Source organism: Vibrio sp. V15_P4S5T153, assembly GCF_963874485.1.
GTDB lineage: Bacteria > Pseudomonadota > Gammaproteobacteria > Enterobacterales > Vibrionaceae > Vibrio > Vibrio anguillarum.
Genome location: NZ_CAWNHR010000017.1, coordinates 653,729 through 671,931 on the forward strand (window position 1 = coordinate 653,729; position 18,203 = coordinate 671,931).

The following is an 18,203-nucleotide window of genomic DNA, read 5'->3' on the forward strand; positions in this document are numbered from 1 at the left end:
CTTTATTATTTAAATAAGCTGCTTTTATGTTTAATTTTCACATCAAAAGATTCTTTAATTGAAGCTTCAATCATTTCACCATCTACGAGGAATAAGAAATCTTCTGTTGCTGGCACTTTATATACCAAGTAACCAGAAGGTGTTGTTTGAGCTTCTTTTGGTAATGGTATAACTAATTGATGTTTGCTTCGGATGTATAAGTATCCATCTTTGAAGAATGCTGTAGCTTCAACACCTTCGATTTCGTAGCGTTTTGAGTTTTGAATAAACTCACCATTAGCAACACTTACAAGTAGAGGGTCATTGACACCAACCGTCTGAGTGGCTACTGGAATCAATTTTGCGTGTGGTCCTGGTTTAGGAATTCGTACAGATAGACGTGAATCATTGACTGTATCGCTACCTACCAATCGGATAACAATACTTACATCCAACCCCTTAAGATGAATAAGAGCGTTTGACTCAGCAAAGTTTCTCATAACCTCAAAGCCAGCGATGTTTTGTCTGTCACCAATCTTATGTCTTTTAAATGCTGTAACGTCTCCAATGATTTCACCTTCGATAGGCCAAGGAGCGCCAGTCTCATCATAAAATACAACAGAAGAAGCTAAGCCTTTTACAACATTAATAGTTACTGGATCTGATGCGCCTACATCGAGATTCACTGTTCTAATTTGGTTTTTAATATTTTGAAGAGGCTTGTTTTGGGATTCTTCAATATTCTTTGAAAGTTTTCTTAGCTCAATAACTTCTTGCGGAGTTAATGGGTAAGATGATTCTTTTGTCGATTCCCAGTTTTTTCTTCGCTCTTCTTCTTTCAATACTGAACGAAGTTTTTCTAACTGTTCTTGCTCATAAAGATACTTGATCAAAACGTCTTTTTTTTGTCTTAGCAACTGAAGCTCTTCAGGAGTAAAATCTGAAGCCATCATAAAACCCTGATCATTCTTGAACGTAATTGTTTGTTCTTGATATTGAACAGGCTCTGGTGGCTGACTTTGTTCAGTATTTTGAGTATTTGCATTCGCTCCAAAAGCTGTTGTTACAGAGAGTGCAAGAATACCTAATTTATTCTTCATTATTTATTCGCCTTTCTTATTTTTTTCTTAATATGATTTTTGAGATTCCCATTCCTTTAGGGTCTTCTCTTAAGCTAATTCGTTCTACTTCTATGGCAAACACTACTGAGTCGCTATATACCTTGGTTTGTGTGCGGTATGTTAGTAAACCTTCCATTTGCAAATGCCAGGTGTACTTTCCTGTAGAAGAGTTGTAAAACTTCTTGGTTATTACAGGTGTGTGTGTTGGCGCAAATGCAACAATCAGTTTGTTTCGGATGATTGTGTCAAAGTAGCCTTCGCTATCTAAACTTTGAACTAGCGCTTCACCACCTGACTGAGTGAACCACTTCATAGATGATTTTGCGATCTGACTTTTCATATTGTGAAAGTTCATATCGAAAGTTTCTATGATTGCTTCTTGCACCCATGCAGATACGTTAGCGTCTTTTTGGTTTGGTGTGTTAAGAGCAACCATTTTAACCATTCGTCCATCATTGGTAGCCGCGAAGTATACGTTCTTGGTTGTGCTTGAATGCGAATAAATCGCTAGACCCACAGAAACAACCAAACAAACCACAGATGTTACAGCCAGCTTAACAAGTGAAGCGTGAGCATCTTTGTAGAACTCACGCCTTTCAGCTACAGCTACTTGTCTTACAGGTTTACTATTTTTAGGTGTTTTATTATTCATTTTTATTCCTCTACTAAACCTTTAGCACTACACTTGCTCTTTTCACATTGATAAATTTTTTGTGTGTGACCACTATAAGTTGATATGTAGTAATCCTCATCAAATGCACCGTAAAGCTTAAAGCCACTATACATAAGAAGCGCAATTACCAAGTAACAAGAAACAGTGAATGCAAAGACAAGAAGACGATATTTACGCAAGTGAGTAACAAACTCTTTTCCAGAATTTAAGTCAATTAAAGCTGATTCCTCATCAACCATTGACTCAAACTTTTTTATCTTTTCGCTCATATCGTTCATTTTTATATGCTTCTTTATTTTTTATTCTTAATTTCGTGAATAATATCACCAATAAAAAACTCTCTCAACAAATTTGAGAGAGTTTTTTAATCATTTTAATGGATGGAATTCTATATTGCGCTTAGTTTGATTGCAAAATCTGGCTTTTTACCAAGGCTTTGTATCTTTGCCTAACTCAACTTTTAAGACACTCGACTTTTGCATGGAAAAATAAAGGGTAAATCTTACTGGCACATTTTTTTGCCAAGGTTGGCAGTGAATATGCCAAGGTTGGCAGAGGAAATGCCAGTTGTGGCAGTTAAAGTGCCAGTAGTGGCAGAAGAATTTTGAGGTGTTTTTGACTTGGTTTTCATAAGAACTTCGTTTTTAAAAGTTCTATCCTTATATTAGAATTATAACTTTATAATAGTTATAACAGTTATAATAGTTATAACATGTTTTCTAATCAAAGTAAATACAGAAAAGAATGGTTTTTATTGTTCCTATTAATTTGTGTTCTTTGTTATTCCATAGTTTGTTGGTTTTATTACGTACTGGTAATATTGTAATTCAATAAATTTTTATTAAGTAGGATATGATTGAGTGTTAAAAAGATGTTTGGCTTAGCTATAATGTCTTCTCTGCTTCAGTAGGCATAAGTTTTTGAGATCGGAAATAGAAAAAAAGAGGCTTAGCCTCTTCTTTTTGATAATTCAGTTTTTGCCTGATCTATTGCTGATTCCAAACCAAGTTTCTTAATGTTAAACCTAATCTTCTGTGCAGGCTTTTCTGGATCTTCTGAATAGGTAAGTACAACATAAAGGAGCTTTCCTCGACTGTAGCCATAAGATAGACCTGGATCTAGTTCTTTAAGTTTTGTGTTTTTCTTGGACTTGCGCTTTTTAGTATGAAATGTTCTTTTCGAGATTGATCTGCCAAAGTGCTTTTTATAGATTTCATCTCTAAACTTTATCGCTTCATTTCTTGTATTTTTAATCGAGCCATATTTTCTGTAATGGAAGTTTTTCTCGATATCAATCTGGGGGATTCTAACCACGATCCCCCAAGATAAATCGCGTAAGTATTTTTCATCAATATTCTTACACGCTGGCATTGTTTTTACTCTTCTGTTTCAAGAATCGCTTCTTCTGCGTTACCAGAGTCTTCAGCAACACTAGACTTATGAATATCCATAATCTTAGTGTAAAGATCTTCAAGAATGCCTAAACGCTCTAGTTCAGCACATGCCTTTTCACGACCTTGACCAATTTGATTGCCGTTCATTGAGAACCATGCACCAGACTTGTCAATTAGACTGTTTTTGACTGATAGATCCAGAATCTCACCTGTGCGGTTAAACCCTTTGCCATACATGATTTGAGTATTTGCCTCTTTGAATGGAGCGGCGATTTTGTTCTTAACGACTTTGATTCGAGTTTCGTTACCAACAACTTCATCGCCTGATTTGATAGCGCCTGTGCGACGAATATCAAGACGAACTGAAGCGTAGAATTTTAATGCGTTCCCGCCTGTCGTTGTCTCGGGATTACCGAACATAACGCCAATTTTCATTCGGATTTGGTTAATGAAAACACACATGCAGTTTGATTGTTTCAAGTTACCAGTGAGCTTGCGCATAGCTTGAGAAAGCATACGTGCCTGAAGACCCATATGACTATCACCCATCTCACCTTCAATTTCGGCTTTAGGTGTCAATGCGGCAACAGAGTCAACAATCATTAAGTCAACGGCCCCTGAACGAGCTAGAGCATCACAGATCTCCAGTGCTTGCTCTCCTGTATCAGGTTGTGAAACAAGAAGTAAGTTAATATCAACACCCAACTTTCTTGCGTACACGGGATCTAGAGCGTGTTCAGCATCGATAAACGCACAGGTTTTACCAAGCTTTTGAGCTTGAGCAACCAATTCAAGAGTTAGAGTTGTTTTACCTGAACTTTCGGGTCCATAAATCTCAACGATACGCCCCATAGGAAGACCGCCTGCACCCAATGCAATATCCAACGCAAGAGAGCCAGTTGGGACGGTTTCGATATCCATAGTTCGGTTATCGCCAAGTCGCATAATCGAACCTTTACCAAACTGTTTTTCAATTTGAGAAAGTGCAGATTCTAAAGCTTTTGACTTATCAGTGTTTTTTGCTTGTTTTGACATGCTTGAATACCTATGTGTTTTTTATGTTGGATTCGAAATCTACACTAGAAATTTCACTAAATCAAGATTTTTTATCTTTCAAAAAAAACAGTTGACTATAGTTTGAAAACAATTTATATGATTATCTATATATAATATTAATAATATATTTATAATTACTATGTTTTAATATTTATATAATAAAAAACATTAACTATTTAATTAAAATTACCATAATAATAATAATAATAATAAATATTATTAATAATAGATTTATAATTAAACCAAGATACAAGTATCTTGGAAGATCAATTTTCTTGTTACTTGATCGTTGTTTAACACTAGATTTATCAAGTTAGAAAGACTTAAAAGTAATCGGTAAAATCACCGAAGGTGTTTAATAAATACTAATACACAGGGAATACTCGGACAACACTGAGTGTTTTTGGATATTAATAGATTAATATTCCTTTACTTAGGAAATACTCGGACAACATAGAAAATTTTTATTGATCTTCATGGATTGATCTGTGTAAACTCTTGCAACACACAAAAAACACAAACACAAAATGAAAATTAATAAATTTAATGATTTCCTTGACGCTGTCGAGGATGCACTTCTCTATTCGAAAGAAACTGTTTCCTGCCAACACGGTCTGGAAAAGATCAATTATGCCCTTTTTAGACTTTCAGATATTCGACTGGAAACCCCTAGTCGTGAGGATGAGAGTTTCATTGAGTACGTCTGTTCAGAACTAGCGAATGAACATGAACTAGCTTTGGAAGAACAGGCAAGGCTTTCTGATGAAAATCAAAAATCTTTATATTTTGAATCTACTGCCCTATCTAAACCACCGATTGAAGATTTGTCACAGAATTCAACTTTAGAAATGACTCGGGATAATTCTGTATCTGAACAGGATAAACGTTTAGAACTGATTAGGGCTGAGTTGGACGAGGATGATGATGTTTTCTTTCAGTCACAAGGTGAACCAAACTTTAGTACTGGTCATTTTGGTCAAGCAGTAAATCCTTCCAATCATGTAAGTAACTCTGCTTTTCAATCTTATACTGAATCTGATATTGAAGTGGTTATCGATAAGAATAAACTATACAAGAAGTATATTTCAGTAATGATTGAGAGCGGTCATTCTGGTGCTTCAGTTGAGTCCATAAAAAAATCAGCTATCTTTATCGATAACTTCTCGCACTACATTAATTCAAGCTTCTCACCAAGCATGAGTGTTGATTCTCTTATTGAGTCATTTGCAGTGGGTGGTGATGCAAACAAAATCTTTGGTCATAAGAAAGTTATGGGTGATTTGATTCTGAAAATTCCAGAATCATATTTCCAGACTTCTGTTAGCCGATCAGGAAATGAAGCAACTAAAGATAATATTGATCGTGTTAAGAATTGTTTCGTCTCAAAATTTGTTTTTGATAAAAAGTATTCTGAGATTATGAAAGAAGCGTTATTAACTCTTGATAATGATTCAGTGATTGATCTACTTATGGGATTTGACTAATGAATTTAAATGAATTTACTAACTACACTAATGCTGTTAAGCAGCTAGTATCATTCAATAAACATTTTGGGTTTGATGAAGATGATATCAACGTTGTTGGGGCATATTGCAAAGATTGTCATGACAGTGGGTTTCTCGTTGATGATGACATATCCAATCTTGTAGATTTCAGTCATGGTTTGAAGATTATGACCAGTGATGTTCCATGCGATATGTCATTTTTAGTTGAAGCTAGTATGGTTGCTAGCCGTTCTATTGAAGAAATCGTTGATGAATTCATTTCTGATAGGAAGAATGATTTTTTCGACTTCAGCGGCGATGTTGATTTGGTTAGCACTAAAATCATATCGGCTGATAACTGTCTCATCATAATTAAAAATATTCCATTCACAGGTAAGTTAATAGTTAAAATCAGGGGTGAGTTGAAAGTTCTCTTTTCATTTTATGTTTTCGATAGAAAAGAAAGGCTTTCTATTGTTCCTGACGAGGTGGGTTATGTTTTAAAGGATGAGACTATTCTGGCAAAAGGTAAGTTTGGAACTCCCCTACCTCTGTAGGGAAGTTTTTTATTACTTCATTTCTTTATTGTAGATTTCTTCCATGACATCGAATGCCATGTCCCAACTGCTAATCTCACCAATGTTCAATACGTATTGCCCATCAATGATAAACGATGGTGTGCCTGAGATACCTGATTCAAATGCCATTGCATTTGCTTTCTTAATCTTTTCAGATACTGACTTTGATTCCATTTTACTTAAAAGCTCTTCTTTTTTGATGCCTTGAGACACTACAAAAGAAATGAATTGATCTTCGTTTGCGAGCTTGCCTTTTACAGCTTTTTCTTGAATAAGAGTATGAACATCTCCCCTACCCATATCTTTGATGGCAAAGAATAATTTTTCTTGAAAGTTGTTTACTGGTGAGCCAATATGAAGAACTTCTACAACATCCTTACCTTCATCGAAGCTTTCAACTTTAGGAACTACTGAGTTACAGTGTACGCATAGGTAGTTAATGTATTCTACTACTTTGCCTTTGTACTCAGGGTAGGTTTTATCAAGCTTCAAGTAGTGCTTACCTAATTGGTACTTACCATCTTGTTCAACGCTTACGCTTGAAGTTGAGTCTTGAGAGTCTATTGTGCTTTGTACGTAGTATCCAGCGCCTGTAAATGCAGCAGCAGCTACAAATGCAGCAATGGCGAGTTTGTTGGTTTTCTTATCGTTCATGTTTTTTTCTTCTATTGTTTGATTTTTTATGTGGTACAATTTTATATAAAGAATAAAAAAAATCAAATTTAAAATGTTTATACGACAATTAACTAAAAACACATACAACGATTTAAGCTTTAGCGATATTGATAATAAGGTCATTATCGAGACCCCTTATGCAGGAAACATCGAGTATAACTCAGAGTTTACTAAGGCATGTGTACGAGATTCACTTATCAATCACAATGAAAACCCTCAGTGTCTTCATCTAATATATCCTAAAATTATTAATGATGAGGATACTAGTGAAAGAAGCCTTGGTCTCGGTAGGAGCTTTGTCATTCATAAAAAAGCGAACAGGAAGATCTACTATCTAGATAGAGGTTTTACTGAAGGCATGAGGGAGGGGTTTGTTCATGCAATCGATAATGGTATACCTGTCGAGTTTAGGTGTTTATCAAAGGATAAAAAGGTTCAGCAGTTTATTGATTATGCAAACTCTTTAACTTTAAATCCCGATAATGCTTTAAAATTTATTGTGTCAAACATTGAGAAGCTTAAGGATATCGCATTGCCAGTCGGTTCTTTTGGTGATTACACAAGGTTTAGAATTGATAGTTTCTTAGATATTGAGGCTATAGAGAAAGCAGGATTTCAAGAAAAATATTTCAAGATTGAAGATCGCGTGTTTATGAGAAAACTACTGTTGGAAACAGAACATGCTCCGCTTATGCCTGAGATGCTTCATCATCAAATTTTTAAACCCGAATTGGCGATAAAAGTGAGAACGAAGATGTCTTCTTGGAATCAAGCATGTGATGGATTTGCAGTATTGGTTGACGGGATGTCTTTCAATGACTTGTTCACAGTGTATTATCAAGCGAAGTCAAATGGCAAGTTTGTGCTTTTTAAGTCTCTTGATAATGAATTGAACAATAAACTAGTTGATGTATCTGATGTGAAGTCGGTAGATGATATTTTGCGTAGTCATGGGCGAATAAATCAGGACTTTGGAGTTCACAAAAACTCTATAGGTGTGTTGTTTAGACGTGATTTTAGGGAAGAGTTTAGTATATAGGAGCGAAAGCTCCTTTTTTAATTGAATAATTAATAGGCTTGTTTTATATTGCGCATGAAATTTAATAAAAGCGTGAATGAATAAAATGATTAAGAAAAATATCGTAGCTCTGTCACTTGGATTCTTGGCTTTGAGTGCAAATGCAGATACTACAGATTTCAAACCCCAAATACATAATGGATTAAAGAGTCAGCTTGCTGAAGTCCCATATCAGGCGAAGCTAATTATTGAAAGAACCGATGGTAATCTCGTACAACATCCTTTGTGTGGAGCGAGTATTCTTGACAGTAGTGTTCTTCTAACAGCAGCGCATTGTCTTGAGAATTTTGGAGCAATGAATTTTACTCAGGCGTATGTTACATACCTAGATTTTGAAGATCCAGAAGCGCCAGTAGAGAAGATTTTTAGTGTTTACCCTAAAGATGTTGCTATACATGATTTGTGGGATGGTAATATTGAAAATAAAAACGATATTGCTGTTATCTATGCCGAAGGTCAGCTTCTCAATGCTAAAAAAATTAAGGTGGCAGATGAATCCAGTGTTACGAGTATGATGACTGAATTCGATACCCTTTACGCGCATAATGGTTCTAATACTGGAAACCTTTTAGCTAGTGGATATGGTCTTGATGAGAGCGATGTATCTGATGTTTTGAATAGAGTTATGCTAACAGGTGTCAGTCGAACATATTGCGAAGATATGAAAGCTGGAGGTGGAAATTCAGATGATATTATCTGCACTAAATCTCCTGATGTAGAAGTTAATTACGCTATTTGTAGTGGTGATAGCGGTGGTCCTTTAGTTTGGAAAGATAAAAATAATGTAGCTGATGCAGACTTTGGACTTAGATTGGTTGGTATTACTTCTTACGTTAGTGTTACTAAGATTGATAAAAAATGCATAATGAAAAATGATAATGAGCACGGTGGGTTTACGAAAATCAGTCATTACTATGATTGGATAAACCAGGCTGTTGATTCATTGTCAGGTTTTAATGGGTACGATGTAACAAGTATTCAAAATGTAAGCTATGACTTTAATGTTGACCCGTTTATCAATTCTGATGAAGCTGAAGATGAACCTGAATATTCTGGGCTAATTGACTCTTCTAAGAGTGGTGGTAGTAGTTCAACGTTATCTTTATTAGGGTTGCTTGGATTTGCCTTGATGAGAAGAAGAAAATAATAAAAACCCCGACACAATGTCGGGGTTTTTTTACTTCATTATGGCTCGAATGATATCTTCTGGTTCAGCGTAACCTGGTATTGCTATACCGTTTTCACCAAGAATGTAAGGAGTACCTTCAATTGCCAGATTTGAAATGTCTTTGATATGGGTTTGTAGGATCGATAAATCGACATCTTTTACGTATTCGGCTATATCGGGTTTCTGTATGTTCTCATGGAACTTCTTGATCATAGTCTCCATTCTTTCTTTTCTTTCAGCTTGTGTCTCAGCAGAGATCATGTAGGCGAGAGCCTTGGATGATAGCTTTTCTTCGCCGTCATAAATTGGATACGGGATGTATTCAATACTAATACCAGCATCAAGATACTTTTGTTCATTATCATGAAGCTTATTGCAATATCCACATCGAGGCTCAAAAAATACTTTAACTTTGATAAGCTCATCTTTAGATTTTGCTTGTACTCCATAACCAGTCAGGTTATCAAAAATTGATTTATGAAAATCGGAATACAAGCTGGATGTGTGATTATAAAGCTCACCTGTAATCTCATCAGAAGCTAAGATTGAGTTTCTTGAGTAAGAATCGCCAACAATGAAATGCTTTAAATTCTGATCGCCATAAAGAACCTGACCAGTTTTTAGTCTAACAACGTTAAAGTCAGATTCTTTATCATGTTTGGCGAATACAATGTCTGACTCTGTCAATCCAGGTAAGGTTTTAATTATTGCTTCTGCAATTTCTTTGTTTACAAAATCATTTGCTAAGGATGGTAGAGAAATGACTGTTAGCGCTAGAGCAAGAATGGTCTTTTTCATTATTAGTTCTCATTTATTGATTTAAATATTTGTTTTTTGGGATTATAAAGGTTGGATATTAATTTGCAAGGTATAAAAAAATGGGCTTTCGCCCATTTTCTTTATCTCCAGCTTCTACTTCCGTGGCAGTTGCTGTGACAGTTCGTATAACAGCCAGATGGGTTTTCACCAGCATTTGAGTGAGTTTCCTCAAAATAACCATATGGGTTGTACTTACTACTCCAGTCTGATTTGGCTAAAACTTCATTAATGTTAATCCCTAGTAACTCACCTTTTTCATTAGCTAGTGACTTAGCTAGTTCTTTATTTAATATTGAATTATTTCCGTTCGCGGACTGTAATTGAGCGATTGTATCTGCCAGATCATCAACTGATTCTTTATTTACTTTATCTTCTTCGATATTTAGTTTTTGATGAGCGGAAACCAATGCAACTGCGCTTATGGAAGCGGTAATTACAGCAGCAGGTATTTTATTATTCATCTTTTTTATTCCGTTTATTACTTTTTTGTTCATCTTAGTTCATGGCTGTATATAATGCAACCGTTTGAGTTAGCTCACGTAAGTGGTTTTTTGCTATTTATTACGTAAAATTTAACAAGAACGCTTGATTTTCTATTTTTATTGGTATATAAAAAGAGTGTATTCAAGCTTAGAGGATTGATATTTATGCCTAATTTTATTGACATGTCTTTTTCAAAGATAATTTTGACTTCGCTCACACTTTCTTTTGTGCTTTACGCAATCTCATCATTTGGGTTGGTTAGTGGAAGCCTAAAAACCATATTGGACTTTTCAGTGATTGCTGCTGGTTCAGTTTCTGTACTTTCTTTATTTTCTGTTAACAAGCATATAGAGCCAGACACAGAGGTTGAGGTTATAAACGCATAATTAAATCCTCAATCCTCTATTAAAAAGCCCACGAAAGGTTAATCCTTAGTTGTGGGCTTTTTTGATCTTAACGCTACTGCTGATGCTCGCATCAGCTACAATGTTACTGTTGTCGCTTGCGACAACTACAATGTTATTATCGACACTTGTGTCGATTTTGTTTTTTACGCACAAAAAAGAACAGGAAGGCACCCCTTCCTGTTCCCAACACAAACACACATTTTCAAACACTTTTGAATCACTTAAGAGAATCCTTAGGCGATGTGGAGATATTATTACTTCAGAATTTATATGTCAAATAAAATCTCTGATTTTTTTAAATCTATAGGTTTGGTGAGTCATCAATAAAAGAATGCTTCCAATTAGACTGCTCGATGCGGTAAAATATTTATTAAATAATAAATAATAATGTGGGAAGATTTATGAAATCTCTATTTACGCACGGCTCTCCAAACAAAATTGATGAATTCCAGTTGTTTAATGGAAGGATTAGACGCGACAAAAAAATGGTAGTTGCGCTTGATGAAGACGTTGTTTTTTCAAATAATAGTAATGATGTTTACGGTTCTGGTATTTATGCATACTACGGGGTAAATACAGAGCAAGCCTCATTACATGCATCTCATGAAGAAAATCCTGGTTACGTGTACGTTTTAAAGGTAGAACATAATGGCTTTATTGATGATCTAGAATCAGATTACATCGACACGGAATCTTGGCTTGAAATAATTAACAACGTTATCTCTAGGGTTTACGAGATTAATGGATATGATGAGGAAAGAATATCTTCAGCAATCTACAATTTCGCTTCTGAATGGGAAGAGTATGGAGCGGCACCCTCAGAAGGTGAGGCTTTCGATGAGATAAACGCTGTTCTTCCAGATTTCTTGGATGATGTATCTCCTGATGAATATGATGATCCAGATTACTGGAAATATACCGCTGAAGAGCACGTTAATAACTTTATCGATCCTTGCAATCTTGTCTACGAAGAATTTGCCACATGCAAGTCAAGAGAACACTTTGTTCTTGAGACAATGAGAAGAAGCAATAATATGTGGCAAATGATCCGAAACATGTCTCAAACCATTGCGGTAATTGGAACCAATGGAAATGTAGACTTTTATTCAAAAGTGTTTCATGAAGAGGTTTGCAAGTATGAGCAAAACCCTGGAGACTTGTCAGTAGCTAGGGCGCACCCAGATGAAAACTTCGGTGTCATCTTTAATACTGACGCAATCGAAATTAGAAATATTATCGACCTCTCTAAGGTTAAAGAGAAAGACTCTTCAAGAGAATCATCTCTAGGAATGTAGTTCCATCTAATGAGTGGGTTATCCCCTAATCCACTCTTCTAGTATACCTAAAAAGGTGCAAAAGTAAAGGGTTATTTAGCAATTAATGTTCTTTGTCATCCTCTGTGAACACCACCGTATTGCTAATCCCTTCATTAATGAGCAGCAATGCGTTTTGCAATTCCTGTAAAGTCTCAGCCTGAACCTTTACGATCTCATCTTTAACCTTAGCAATCATTGACAGGTGCTTATCTTCATCACCAGGGATGAAGGTTAGGTTAATTTGAACCTCACCATCGAGACTGGTTCGCTTAACCTGCTCATTAACCAAGTTTTTCTTAATCTTTGTTTTGGATTCAAGAATAAGAAACTCTTTTAGTTGGTGTGCCTCAACACCCTGTAGAACACCAACAGCATTTTTTACTGTAGCTTGAAGGATGATAGCTAGTGTCTTTTCGTTCATGTAGTCACCTTTAAAACCAATACATAAATAATACATCAATAAGAAAAAAAGTAAATAATTTTAAGTTAATTATTTTATGCTGACCTTAAGATCTACGTATATATAATTAATTCAAATATTGAAACTGGAGTATGCGCCATGCCAAACGAATCACTAGTGCCAAAACTGTTTATGCTAGACGGTGAGCAAGCAAAGCTTGTTATGACTGAGATTGAAGATATTCTTGAGAAGGAATTGAGTTCGCTTAACGCTGAAGTGCAGCAATATCGTCAGAAAATCGCAACCACGCTGGCAAGCTGGCAAGCTGGCAAGCTCATTGAAAATGGCTGCGGAGTATTGCCATTCGGATTATGAAAGTCTCCAAGAGACTGAGCTTCTAGCAAAAGTGTTTGAGTTTACGATCTCGGATATCGCTAAGATTAAGTGCATCAACCAGAAGCTCGCTTACGTCCTTGAAATGCCGCAACGTCTGATTTCTTCAGCAAGCAAGATGTCTGCGATTAGTATTGAATCAGTGGTTAATTCACTTGTGAACAAACGTGACCGCGTTTTGGGTAACGCTTACTTTAGTGTTACGAGTCCAGTCTGAGTGAGTGACGGTATCGGACTAGAAAGGGCAGCTACTTAGCTGCCCTTTTTGTTAGATGTTTTTGATGAGTTTTCTATCGAACTCAGTGAAGCGTAAAGCATCATAGGACTTGCCCAGCTCAAGAAAGAGAATCCATCCGTTATCGACATTGCAAAGCTCTACATAGATGCCATTATCATCTTGCGATTTAGCGGCTGTAATAAGCTCTGGCGTGACTGTGATGATGTCGATGGTCAATGGCTCCATATTGGAGTCAAAGCCAATACAGACATTCTCAGCGCTTTTTAGGAGGGATTTGTGGTCATCTGTAATTGGGTAGTTTTTATTGCTCACAATCTTCTTAAAGACCACCAGCGGATTTGATTCGTTGATTACGTGACCGCCATTGACAATGAAGAGCTTTCCGTTGTTATTCTCGTACCACTTAGACAGCTTGTCTAGCTGGCTGAAGTGAGACAGTGGGAGTTTTTCCCCTGTAAACACCAGTAGGTTAAATGGTACAAACTTCCCCTCTCCCTGGTCGATAATAGCCTTAATGAACTTGCTTGATGCTCTTACATTCTTGCGATTAAAAATATCCTCAATGTTGTTAGCGGTGCATGAGGTGTCCTGAACCATGATGAATCGTTGACTTAGCATGTAGAAAATCGTGTTTTCTTTAGCTACAGCGCCATCAATGAAGTTACGGGGATCATTGGTATTGGTCAGTTCTCTAATATTGGAATCAATCAATGATGTGCGAGTGAACTCATGTAGCCACTCAAATTCATAGATGGGTTTCTCGCTATACAGTCCAAAGAAGCGCCCCTGTCTGGTATCCATATGGAAACTCAGTTCCCCGTCCTTAACTTTAGACATGATGGTGTCTACTGATTCAAAGTTGAGTCCAGTATTGAAGATGCAAGCGTTTATGGCGTCTTCAATTAGTGTTGCTTGGTCATTATTCATGGATAAACCTTTACTGTTTAATTTTGCAAAATACTACCATATTTACTTGAATTTGTCACTACATATAATAAGAACAAAAAAATTCACCTAAACACTTGATTTTTGCTCAAAATGCCAATAATATTGGCATTATATTAAAGACGAACAGTCAGAAAGGTTGAAGCACCTCGCACTAAAGTTACTTTCGAAGACGGTAACGACATTGAGGTTGAAATGTGCCTTCATGCTGCTGTAGAGCTTTGCCGTAGCAAAGTTGAAGGCTGTGCTATTCACACTCAAGCTGATGAAGATGCAATGAACGCTTACGACAACGGTGATGACACTGAGTTTGACCCGTTCAAGATGGAAGTTGAAGCCGATGAAATGAAAGGTGAAGTAGATACTTTACTGGCTAATTTCAAGAGCGCACTTGAAGCAAAAGTAGCGGCTTAATCCAAAATTCATTAGATTGCTAACGTAAGGAGTTAGAATGAAGAAAGAACACTTTTACAGAGGTCATAAGATCTACTTGGTTATGTGTGGTGTGCATAAGGGCAACTACGCGGTAGAAGGTTTTAATGATTTCGGTTCATTTACGACTCTCACTTACGCAAAGCAGGCAATCGACAAGTTCTGTTTCTGATTGTTCACTAGGAGGGCTGTAGCGGCTCTCCTTTTGTTTTAATGGTTAGGTGGCTACTGTGGCTTTAAATGATTTCAAATACTCAAATCGCGGATACCAATCCATGTTGCCAAGCGAGGTTGCAAAGGATCTTGGTGCAAGGAGTCTGACTGAGGTGGCTAAGTTTTACGATTGCAGCACTGAGCATCTTAGGAACTTGCATAAAAGAAACTTTAAGGCATTTCTAGGAATGGTAAGTGGTTATTTAGAAATTGAAATTCTTTAGATTTAATGCTTGACCGCTGGGTTTTTTATATATAATATGAGTCTCGTACCTGCACTGAGCTAACGACCTTTTAATGTTGAATTAAAAGGAACGTAGGGTATGAAACAGGAAATGAGTGTTTTTGAGCTTTGCCGTAAGAACACCAAAATGAGCACACGCGAGCTTTTCGCTTGGCTTGGGCTTGTTGTTGATAGGGATTACGAGCGAGTCGATTTGGGTGATCGTTACCTCCGTGTGATCGGAGATGGTAACGTGGTTGAATTCATCGAGCCTAAGGGGTGTTTTGACCGCTGGGCGAACTCGGGAGAGCTTACGCTGGATCTGACAATTAAACCTCAAAGAAGACGGTTCATTAACATCATTGAGGCGGAAGCGCTTCACTAATGAGAAAGGCACACTGTCACGGTGTGCCTTTTTCTATTGGGGTCAAACAAGTATTCGCTATAGCCACACTACAGCGAGTAACTTAAACAGGCTCCAGTTCACCTAGAGCCTTTATATCTTAGTGAGTCAGGCTTTCCGCTCTCAGTTCATCTTCGATGTCGAAAGACTGTAGCTTAAGTTTGCGAGTCACTTCATCAGCTTTCTTCGCATTATCTTTGATAGCCAGCTTTTCAGCTAGTGTGCCTTGGCAAGTCTTAGCCTTTGTATGTAGGGACTTGGCATAGGCAGAAGCCAGGTTGATTTCTTTGTTTACGTCTTCAGGCGTAGTCATTCTAGCTCGACGTTGTTCAAAAGTGATAATAGACATGGCGTTCCCCTTTGGGCTTTATTGTTAATGTCCTTATTATACACAAACAAGTTCAAAAGTAAATTTAATAATTTAATTAAATGAGAAACCATAGAGGCATAGTAAAGAAGAGCCAATTGGTTCTGCATTGATTCTCAATGCTTATACTGTATCTGCAATATCCTCATTGTTATCGCTTGTACTATGAAAATCCACCAGCAATAGAGTTTTATTTGTTGGGTTTGGACTGATATAATAAGAAAAATAAATAATAAAAGAGAAGTAAGATGAAATTTTCAGGTGAATATAAAATTGCTCTACCAGTATGTGTTAAGGGTTTGGACAAAGATAAGTTTGCTGAGATCCTTGATAGGACATCTGAGATTGTAGATACGATGGTAAGGGTAAGACATCCTATTATGAAAGATCATATTACTCTGTCTAACGTGGTAAGGGCAGAATCGACCTTTGAGATTATCGATGAAATCAATGAGGGTGGTAGTGAGGATGGATACCATGTAAGGCTTAACGCTATTATCCCTGTAGAGATTAAAGACGTTAAGTGTAATGGTGATAAGACTGCCGATATTCTAGCTAAGGTGCTTGAAGTGGTTAACATGAACGTCAATTGCAATGATTACGTCTATAGGGACTTGATTGATATTGAGGAAGCTAACGGTATCCAGGAGATTATCACTTATGACGTTATTCATGATGAGCCTGAAAAGTCAGTGAGTGGTTTAGAGCGATAAGGTAGTTTTGTTTGGGGTGTTATAGGTATTACTTGTAACACCCTTTCTATTTGCGCCCTATTTGCATTGTATGAGGTAAAGGTGCGTTAAGTGGCATAGTTGCCCATTTCTGTTCTCTTGTCGCTTAGGAAGTTCTAGAGGTTGTTTTCAGTAGGTGGATATTTTACTCATCCTTTATGAGTGCTATATCTTCCCCTATGTATGACTCATATACACGATCACCTATTACCTCTCTATACGAACGATAAAGATAGCATTGCGATTTTGTCGTCTACCTTGTCATGTAATTCAAAGAATACACATACTGCGAAGATTCCTACCCATGCGCAGAATTCAATTAAATCTTTCTTAGTGATTTTGTTACTTGTCTTATTGGATTCTTGGTACTGCATGATGTTTTCTCTTATGGTGGTTATAGGGCTTATTACCTACTTAGAGTGATAAAGGCAGCTTATTGCTGCCAGTATCGAGTGGCTCTGCTATACGTTGGCTTGGGCGAGTAGTCGAGCCTTGTCTGCTTCCTTGATAAAGTACTTATCGCCCTTTTGGTCGGGATGGTAGATTTCGTACTTTTCGTTGATGGTCACTTCAACCGTTTCTTCAAGCAGGTTGATCATGTGTTCTGAATCGTCACTCTGCTCAATGTCCGTGACTTCTAAAGTCTCAAGATTAACCTTACAGGTTGTTTCTACATTGCCTTCGTCCCATTGTGAGATGAAAGTTGCTTCGATAGTTTTACTCATGGTGTGCGCTCTCTGTGGTTTCTTCGATTGCTTTGCTTTCGCTAAGAAACTTGTTAATCAATAATTCCTGTTCTGAGTTTTTCATTCGAATTCTGATTAGGTTATCAGCGAATGCTCTCTCGACTCCGTTGAATTCGTTGTAGTTGCTGCGAACATAATCCATTGTACGTTCGTGCTGAGCGAGGTAGGAGCACATTTCATTGTATTCCTTTACCTCATCTTCAAGGCTTGCGATTCTGTACGTGATCTTTAGATCTGAAAATGGGTTGCCAAACAAGAAACCTAAACCAAATGGAAGGTAATACTTTTGGCTAGTCTTATCGCTCAAAGAGCCAGTGATTTGCATAGTGGTCATAGCTGCAATGGCTGCAAGCGTCACCAGACCTGCGTACTTTGGAAACAACCATGAGCCGTCTTGGTTGCTTAAGTACAGGTATAGGCTTAGATAAGCAGCAATCTCAATCACAGGCTTTAGGAAAAGAAACGCTAATTTAAGCTTTTCTTTATTCGCAGCAGGTTTATGTAAATCAAGGGCTGCTTTTGTTTTAGCTTTTCTTTCGTGCAAAACATAGCCGCGATTGAAAAGTGTTGAGCCAAGTGCTTCGCCTCTTAGGTGCGAGGTAAATAGGGTACGAAGTCTTGCTGATTTCAAATCAGAAAGATTAATGCGTGTGTTGCTCATGGTTGTTTGTTACCAATATTTCCGCTTACATGCCTTGCAATAAGCCAGCGCAAGCCTTTTCTTTAAAGTCGCAAAAGTCCTTGTAAACACTAATGCTGCCAGTGGTCAGCCCAACCAGTAGGATGCTAGCCAGGACTACCTGTTTCGCTTTCACTTTACGCGGCTGACTTTTCTTTAATTGACGTTCCATACGATAACCTTTGTTATTTATTGGACTTTC

General features: G+C 37.1%; 24 protein-coding genes and 1 pseudogene. 11 read left to right on the forward strand and 14 right to left on the reverse strand.

The genetic code is table 11. From position 1 onward, the window contains the following. Positions 1-5: 5 nt before the first annotated feature. From AACT42_RS13725 to recA, 5 genes and pseudogenes are all read right to left on the reverse strand, one after another. Positions 6-1,079 (reverse strand): DotH/IcmK family type IV secretion protein, encoded by a 1,074-nt coding sequence (locus tag AACT42_RS13725; protein ID WP_094131773.1) that lies wholly within the window; start codon positions 1,077-1,079, stop codon positions 6-8. 16 nt (positions 1,080-1,095) lie between these two features. After that, positions 1,096-1,752: a DotI/IcmL/TraM family protein gene (locus AACT42_RS13730; RefSeq protein WP_094131772.1), complete on the reverse strand. Its 657-nt coding sequence runs from the start codon at positions 1,750-1,752 to the stop codon at positions 1,096-1,098. Between the two features lie 2 nt (positions 1,753-1,754). Then, the gene (locus tag AACT42_RS13735; protein WP_045592536.1) at positions 1,755-2,051 is read right to left on the reverse strand and encodes a hypothetical protein; all 297 of its coding nucleotides are present in this window, start codon (positions 2,049-2,051) and stop codon (positions 1,755-1,757) included. 670 nt (positions 2,052-2,721) lie between these two features. Further along, positions 2,722-3,144 (reverse strand): hypothetical protein, encoded by a 423-nt coding sequence (locus AACT42_RS13740; RefSeq protein WP_094131771.1) that lies wholly within the window; start codon positions 3,142-3,144, stop codon positions 2,722-2,724. Positions 3,145-3,271: 127 nt separating this feature from the next. Next, positions 3,272-4,202 (reverse strand): annotated as a pseudogene (gene recA / locus AACT42_RS13745) (recombinase RecA); the annotation flags it as partial. A gap of 548 nt (positions 4,203-4,750) precedes the next feature. On the opposite strand from recA, the gene AACT42_RS13750 reads away from it, so the two are divergent. Further along, positions 4,751-5,707 carry a hypothetical protein gene (locus tag AACT42_RS13750; RefSeq protein ID WP_094131990.1) on the forward strand — a complete coding sequence of 319 codons (957 nt, stop codon included), beginning with the start codon at positions 4,751-4,753 and terminating at the stop codon, positions 5,705-5,707. Further along, a complete protein-coding gene (locus AACT42_RS13755; protein WP_094131991.1) occupies positions 5,707-6,264 on the forward strand; it encodes a hypothetical protein in 558 nt (185 codons plus the stop codon). Before AACT42_RS13750 ends, AACT42_RS13755 begins: the two co-directional genes overlap by 1 nt. Before the next feature lie 12 nt (positions 6,265-6,276). Here AACT42_RS13755 and AACT42_RS13760 read toward each other — a convergent pair whose 3' ends face one another. Then, positions 6,277-6,939, reverse strand: a complete 663-nt coding sequence (locus AACT42_RS13760; RefSeq protein WP_094131992.1) for a DsbA family protein — start codon at positions 6,937-6,939, stop codon at positions 6,277-6,279. A gap of 73 nt (positions 6,940-7,012) precedes the next feature. On the opposite strand from AACT42_RS13760, the gene AACT42_RS13765 reads away from it, so the two are divergent. Together AACT42_RS13765 and AACT42_RS13770 are read left to right on the forward strand one after the other, a co-directional pair. Then, the gene (locus tag AACT42_RS13765) at positions 7,013-7,999 is read left to right on the forward strand and encodes a DUF7768 domain-containing protein (RefSeq protein WP_176432228.1); all 987 of its coding nucleotides are present in this window, start codon (positions 7,013-7,015) and stop codon (positions 7,997-7,999) included. A 76-nt stretch (positions 8,000-8,075) separates the two neighbouring features. Then, positions 8,076-9,185 (forward strand): S1 family peptidase, encoded by a 1,110-nt coding sequence (locus AACT42_RS13770; protein ID WP_094132032.1) that lies wholly within the window; start codon positions 8,076-8,078, stop codon positions 9,183-9,185. A gap of 30 nt (positions 9,186-9,215) precedes the next feature. Here AACT42_RS13770 and AACT42_RS13775 read toward each other — a convergent pair whose 3' ends face one another. Together AACT42_RS13775 and AACT42_RS13780 are read right to left on the reverse strand one after the other, a co-directional pair. Next, entirely contained in the window at positions 9,216-10,004 is a 789-nt protein-coding gene (locus AACT42_RS13775) for a thioredoxin fold domain-containing protein (protein WP_094132031.1), read from the reverse strand. 101 nt (positions 10,005-10,105) lie between these two features. Continuing rightward, on the reverse strand, positions 10,106-10,519 hold the full coding sequence (locus AACT42_RS13780; protein WP_141194978.1) for a hypothetical protein: 414 nt from the start codon (positions 10,517-10,519) through the stop codon (positions 10,106-10,108). Positions 10,520-10,672: 153 nt separating this feature from the next. Here AACT42_RS13780 and AACT42_RS13785 point away from each other — a divergent pair, with 153 nt between their 5' ends. Further along, the gene (locus AACT42_RS13785; RefSeq protein WP_094131824.1) at positions 10,673-10,894 is read left to right on the forward strand and encodes a hypothetical protein; all 222 of its coding nucleotides are present in this window, start codon (positions 10,673-10,675) and stop codon (positions 10,892-10,894) included. Between the two features lie 422 nt (positions 10,895-11,316). Continuing rightward, a complete protein-coding gene (locus tag AACT42_RS13790) occupies positions 11,317-12,210 on the forward strand; it encodes a hypothetical protein (protein ID WP_094131825.1) in 894 nt (297 codons plus the stop codon). Positions 12,211-12,292: 82 nt separating this feature from the next. On the opposite strand, the gene AACT42_RS13795 is transcribed toward AACT42_RS13790, so the two are convergent. Beyond that, entirely contained in the window at positions 12,293-12,652 is a 360-nt protein-coding gene (locus tag AACT42_RS13795; protein ID WP_094131826.1) for a hypothetical protein, read from the reverse strand. Positions 12,653-12,790: 138 nt separating this feature from the next. Here AACT42_RS13795 and AACT42_RS13800 point away from each other — a divergent pair, with 138 nt between their 5' ends. Continuing rightward, the gene (locus AACT42_RS13800) at positions 12,791-13,006 is read left to right on the forward strand and encodes a hypothetical protein (protein ID WP_094131827.1); all 216 of its coding nucleotides are present in this window, start codon (positions 12,791-12,793) and stop codon (positions 13,004-13,006) included. 286 nt (positions 13,007-13,292) lie between these two features. On the opposite strand, the gene AACT42_RS13805 is transcribed toward AACT42_RS13800, so the two are convergent. Then, a complete protein-coding gene (locus tag AACT42_RS13805) occupies positions 13,293-14,189 on the reverse strand; it encodes a hypothetical protein (protein WP_094131829.1) in 897 nt (298 codons plus the stop codon). Positions 14,190-14,402: 213 nt separating this feature from the next. Here AACT42_RS13805 and AACT42_RS13810 point away from each other — a divergent pair, with 213 nt between their 5' ends. From AACT42_RS13810 to AACT42_RS13820, 3 genes are all read left to right on the forward strand, one after another. Next, positions 14,403-14,621 (forward strand): hypothetical protein, encoded by a 219-nt coding sequence (locus AACT42_RS13810; RefSeq protein WP_094131830.1) that lies wholly within the window; start codon positions 14,403-14,405, stop codon positions 14,619-14,621. Positions 14,622-14,658: 37 nt separating this feature from the next. Continuing rightward, positions 14,659-14,811: a hypothetical protein gene (locus tag AACT42_RS13815; protein ID WP_176432229.1), complete on the forward strand. Its 153-nt coding sequence runs from the start codon at positions 14,659-14,661 to the stop codon at positions 14,809-14,811. Positions 14,812-15,175: 364 nt separating this feature from the next. Then, on the forward strand, positions 15,176-15,460 hold the full coding sequence (locus tag AACT42_RS13820) for a hypothetical protein (protein ID WP_094131831.1): 285 nt from the start codon (positions 15,176-15,178) through the stop codon (positions 15,458-15,460). A gap of 118 nt (positions 15,461-15,578) precedes the next feature. On the opposite strand, the gene AACT42_RS13825 is transcribed toward AACT42_RS13820, so the two are convergent. After that, on the reverse strand, positions 15,579-15,827 hold the full coding sequence (locus AACT42_RS13825) for a hypothetical protein (RefSeq protein ID WP_094131832.1): 249 nt from the start codon (positions 15,825-15,827) through the stop codon (positions 15,579-15,581). A 398-nt stretch (positions 15,828-16,225) separates the two neighbouring features. On the opposite strand from AACT42_RS13825, the gene AACT42_RS13830 reads away from it, so the two are divergent. Further along, positions 16,226-16,558, forward strand: coding sequence for a hypothetical protein (locus AACT42_RS13830; RefSeq protein ID WP_141194979.1), 333 nt, complete (start codon positions 16,226-16,228; stop codon positions 16,556-16,558). 479 nt (positions 16,559-17,037) lie between these two features. Here the strand turns inward: AACT42_RS13830 and AACT42_RS13835 are convergent, their stop codons facing one another. Genes AACT42_RS13835 through AACT42_RS13845 form a run of 3 tightly spaced genes read right to left on the reverse strand, consistent with a single transcriptional unit; the run spans position 17,038 to position 18,173 of the window. Then, positions 17,038-17,301, reverse strand: coding sequence for a hypothetical protein (locus tag AACT42_RS13835; RefSeq protein WP_094182879.1), 264 nt, complete (start codon positions 17,299-17,301; stop codon positions 17,038-17,040). Then, complete coding sequence (locus tag AACT42_RS13840) at positions 17,294-17,983, reverse strand: hypothetical protein (protein WP_094182880.1); 690 nt, start codon at positions 17,981-17,983, stop codon at positions 17,294-17,296. Before AACT42_RS13840 ends, AACT42_RS13835 begins: the two co-directional genes overlap by 8 nt. Before the next feature lie 25 nt (positions 17,984-18,008). Then, positions 18,009-18,173 carry a hypothetical protein gene (locus AACT42_RS13845; protein ID WP_155399615.1) on the reverse strand — a complete coding sequence of 55 codons (165 nt, stop codon included), beginning with the start codon at positions 18,171-18,173 and terminating at the stop codon, positions 18,009-18,011. Positions 18,174-18,203 lie beyond the last annotated feature (30 nt).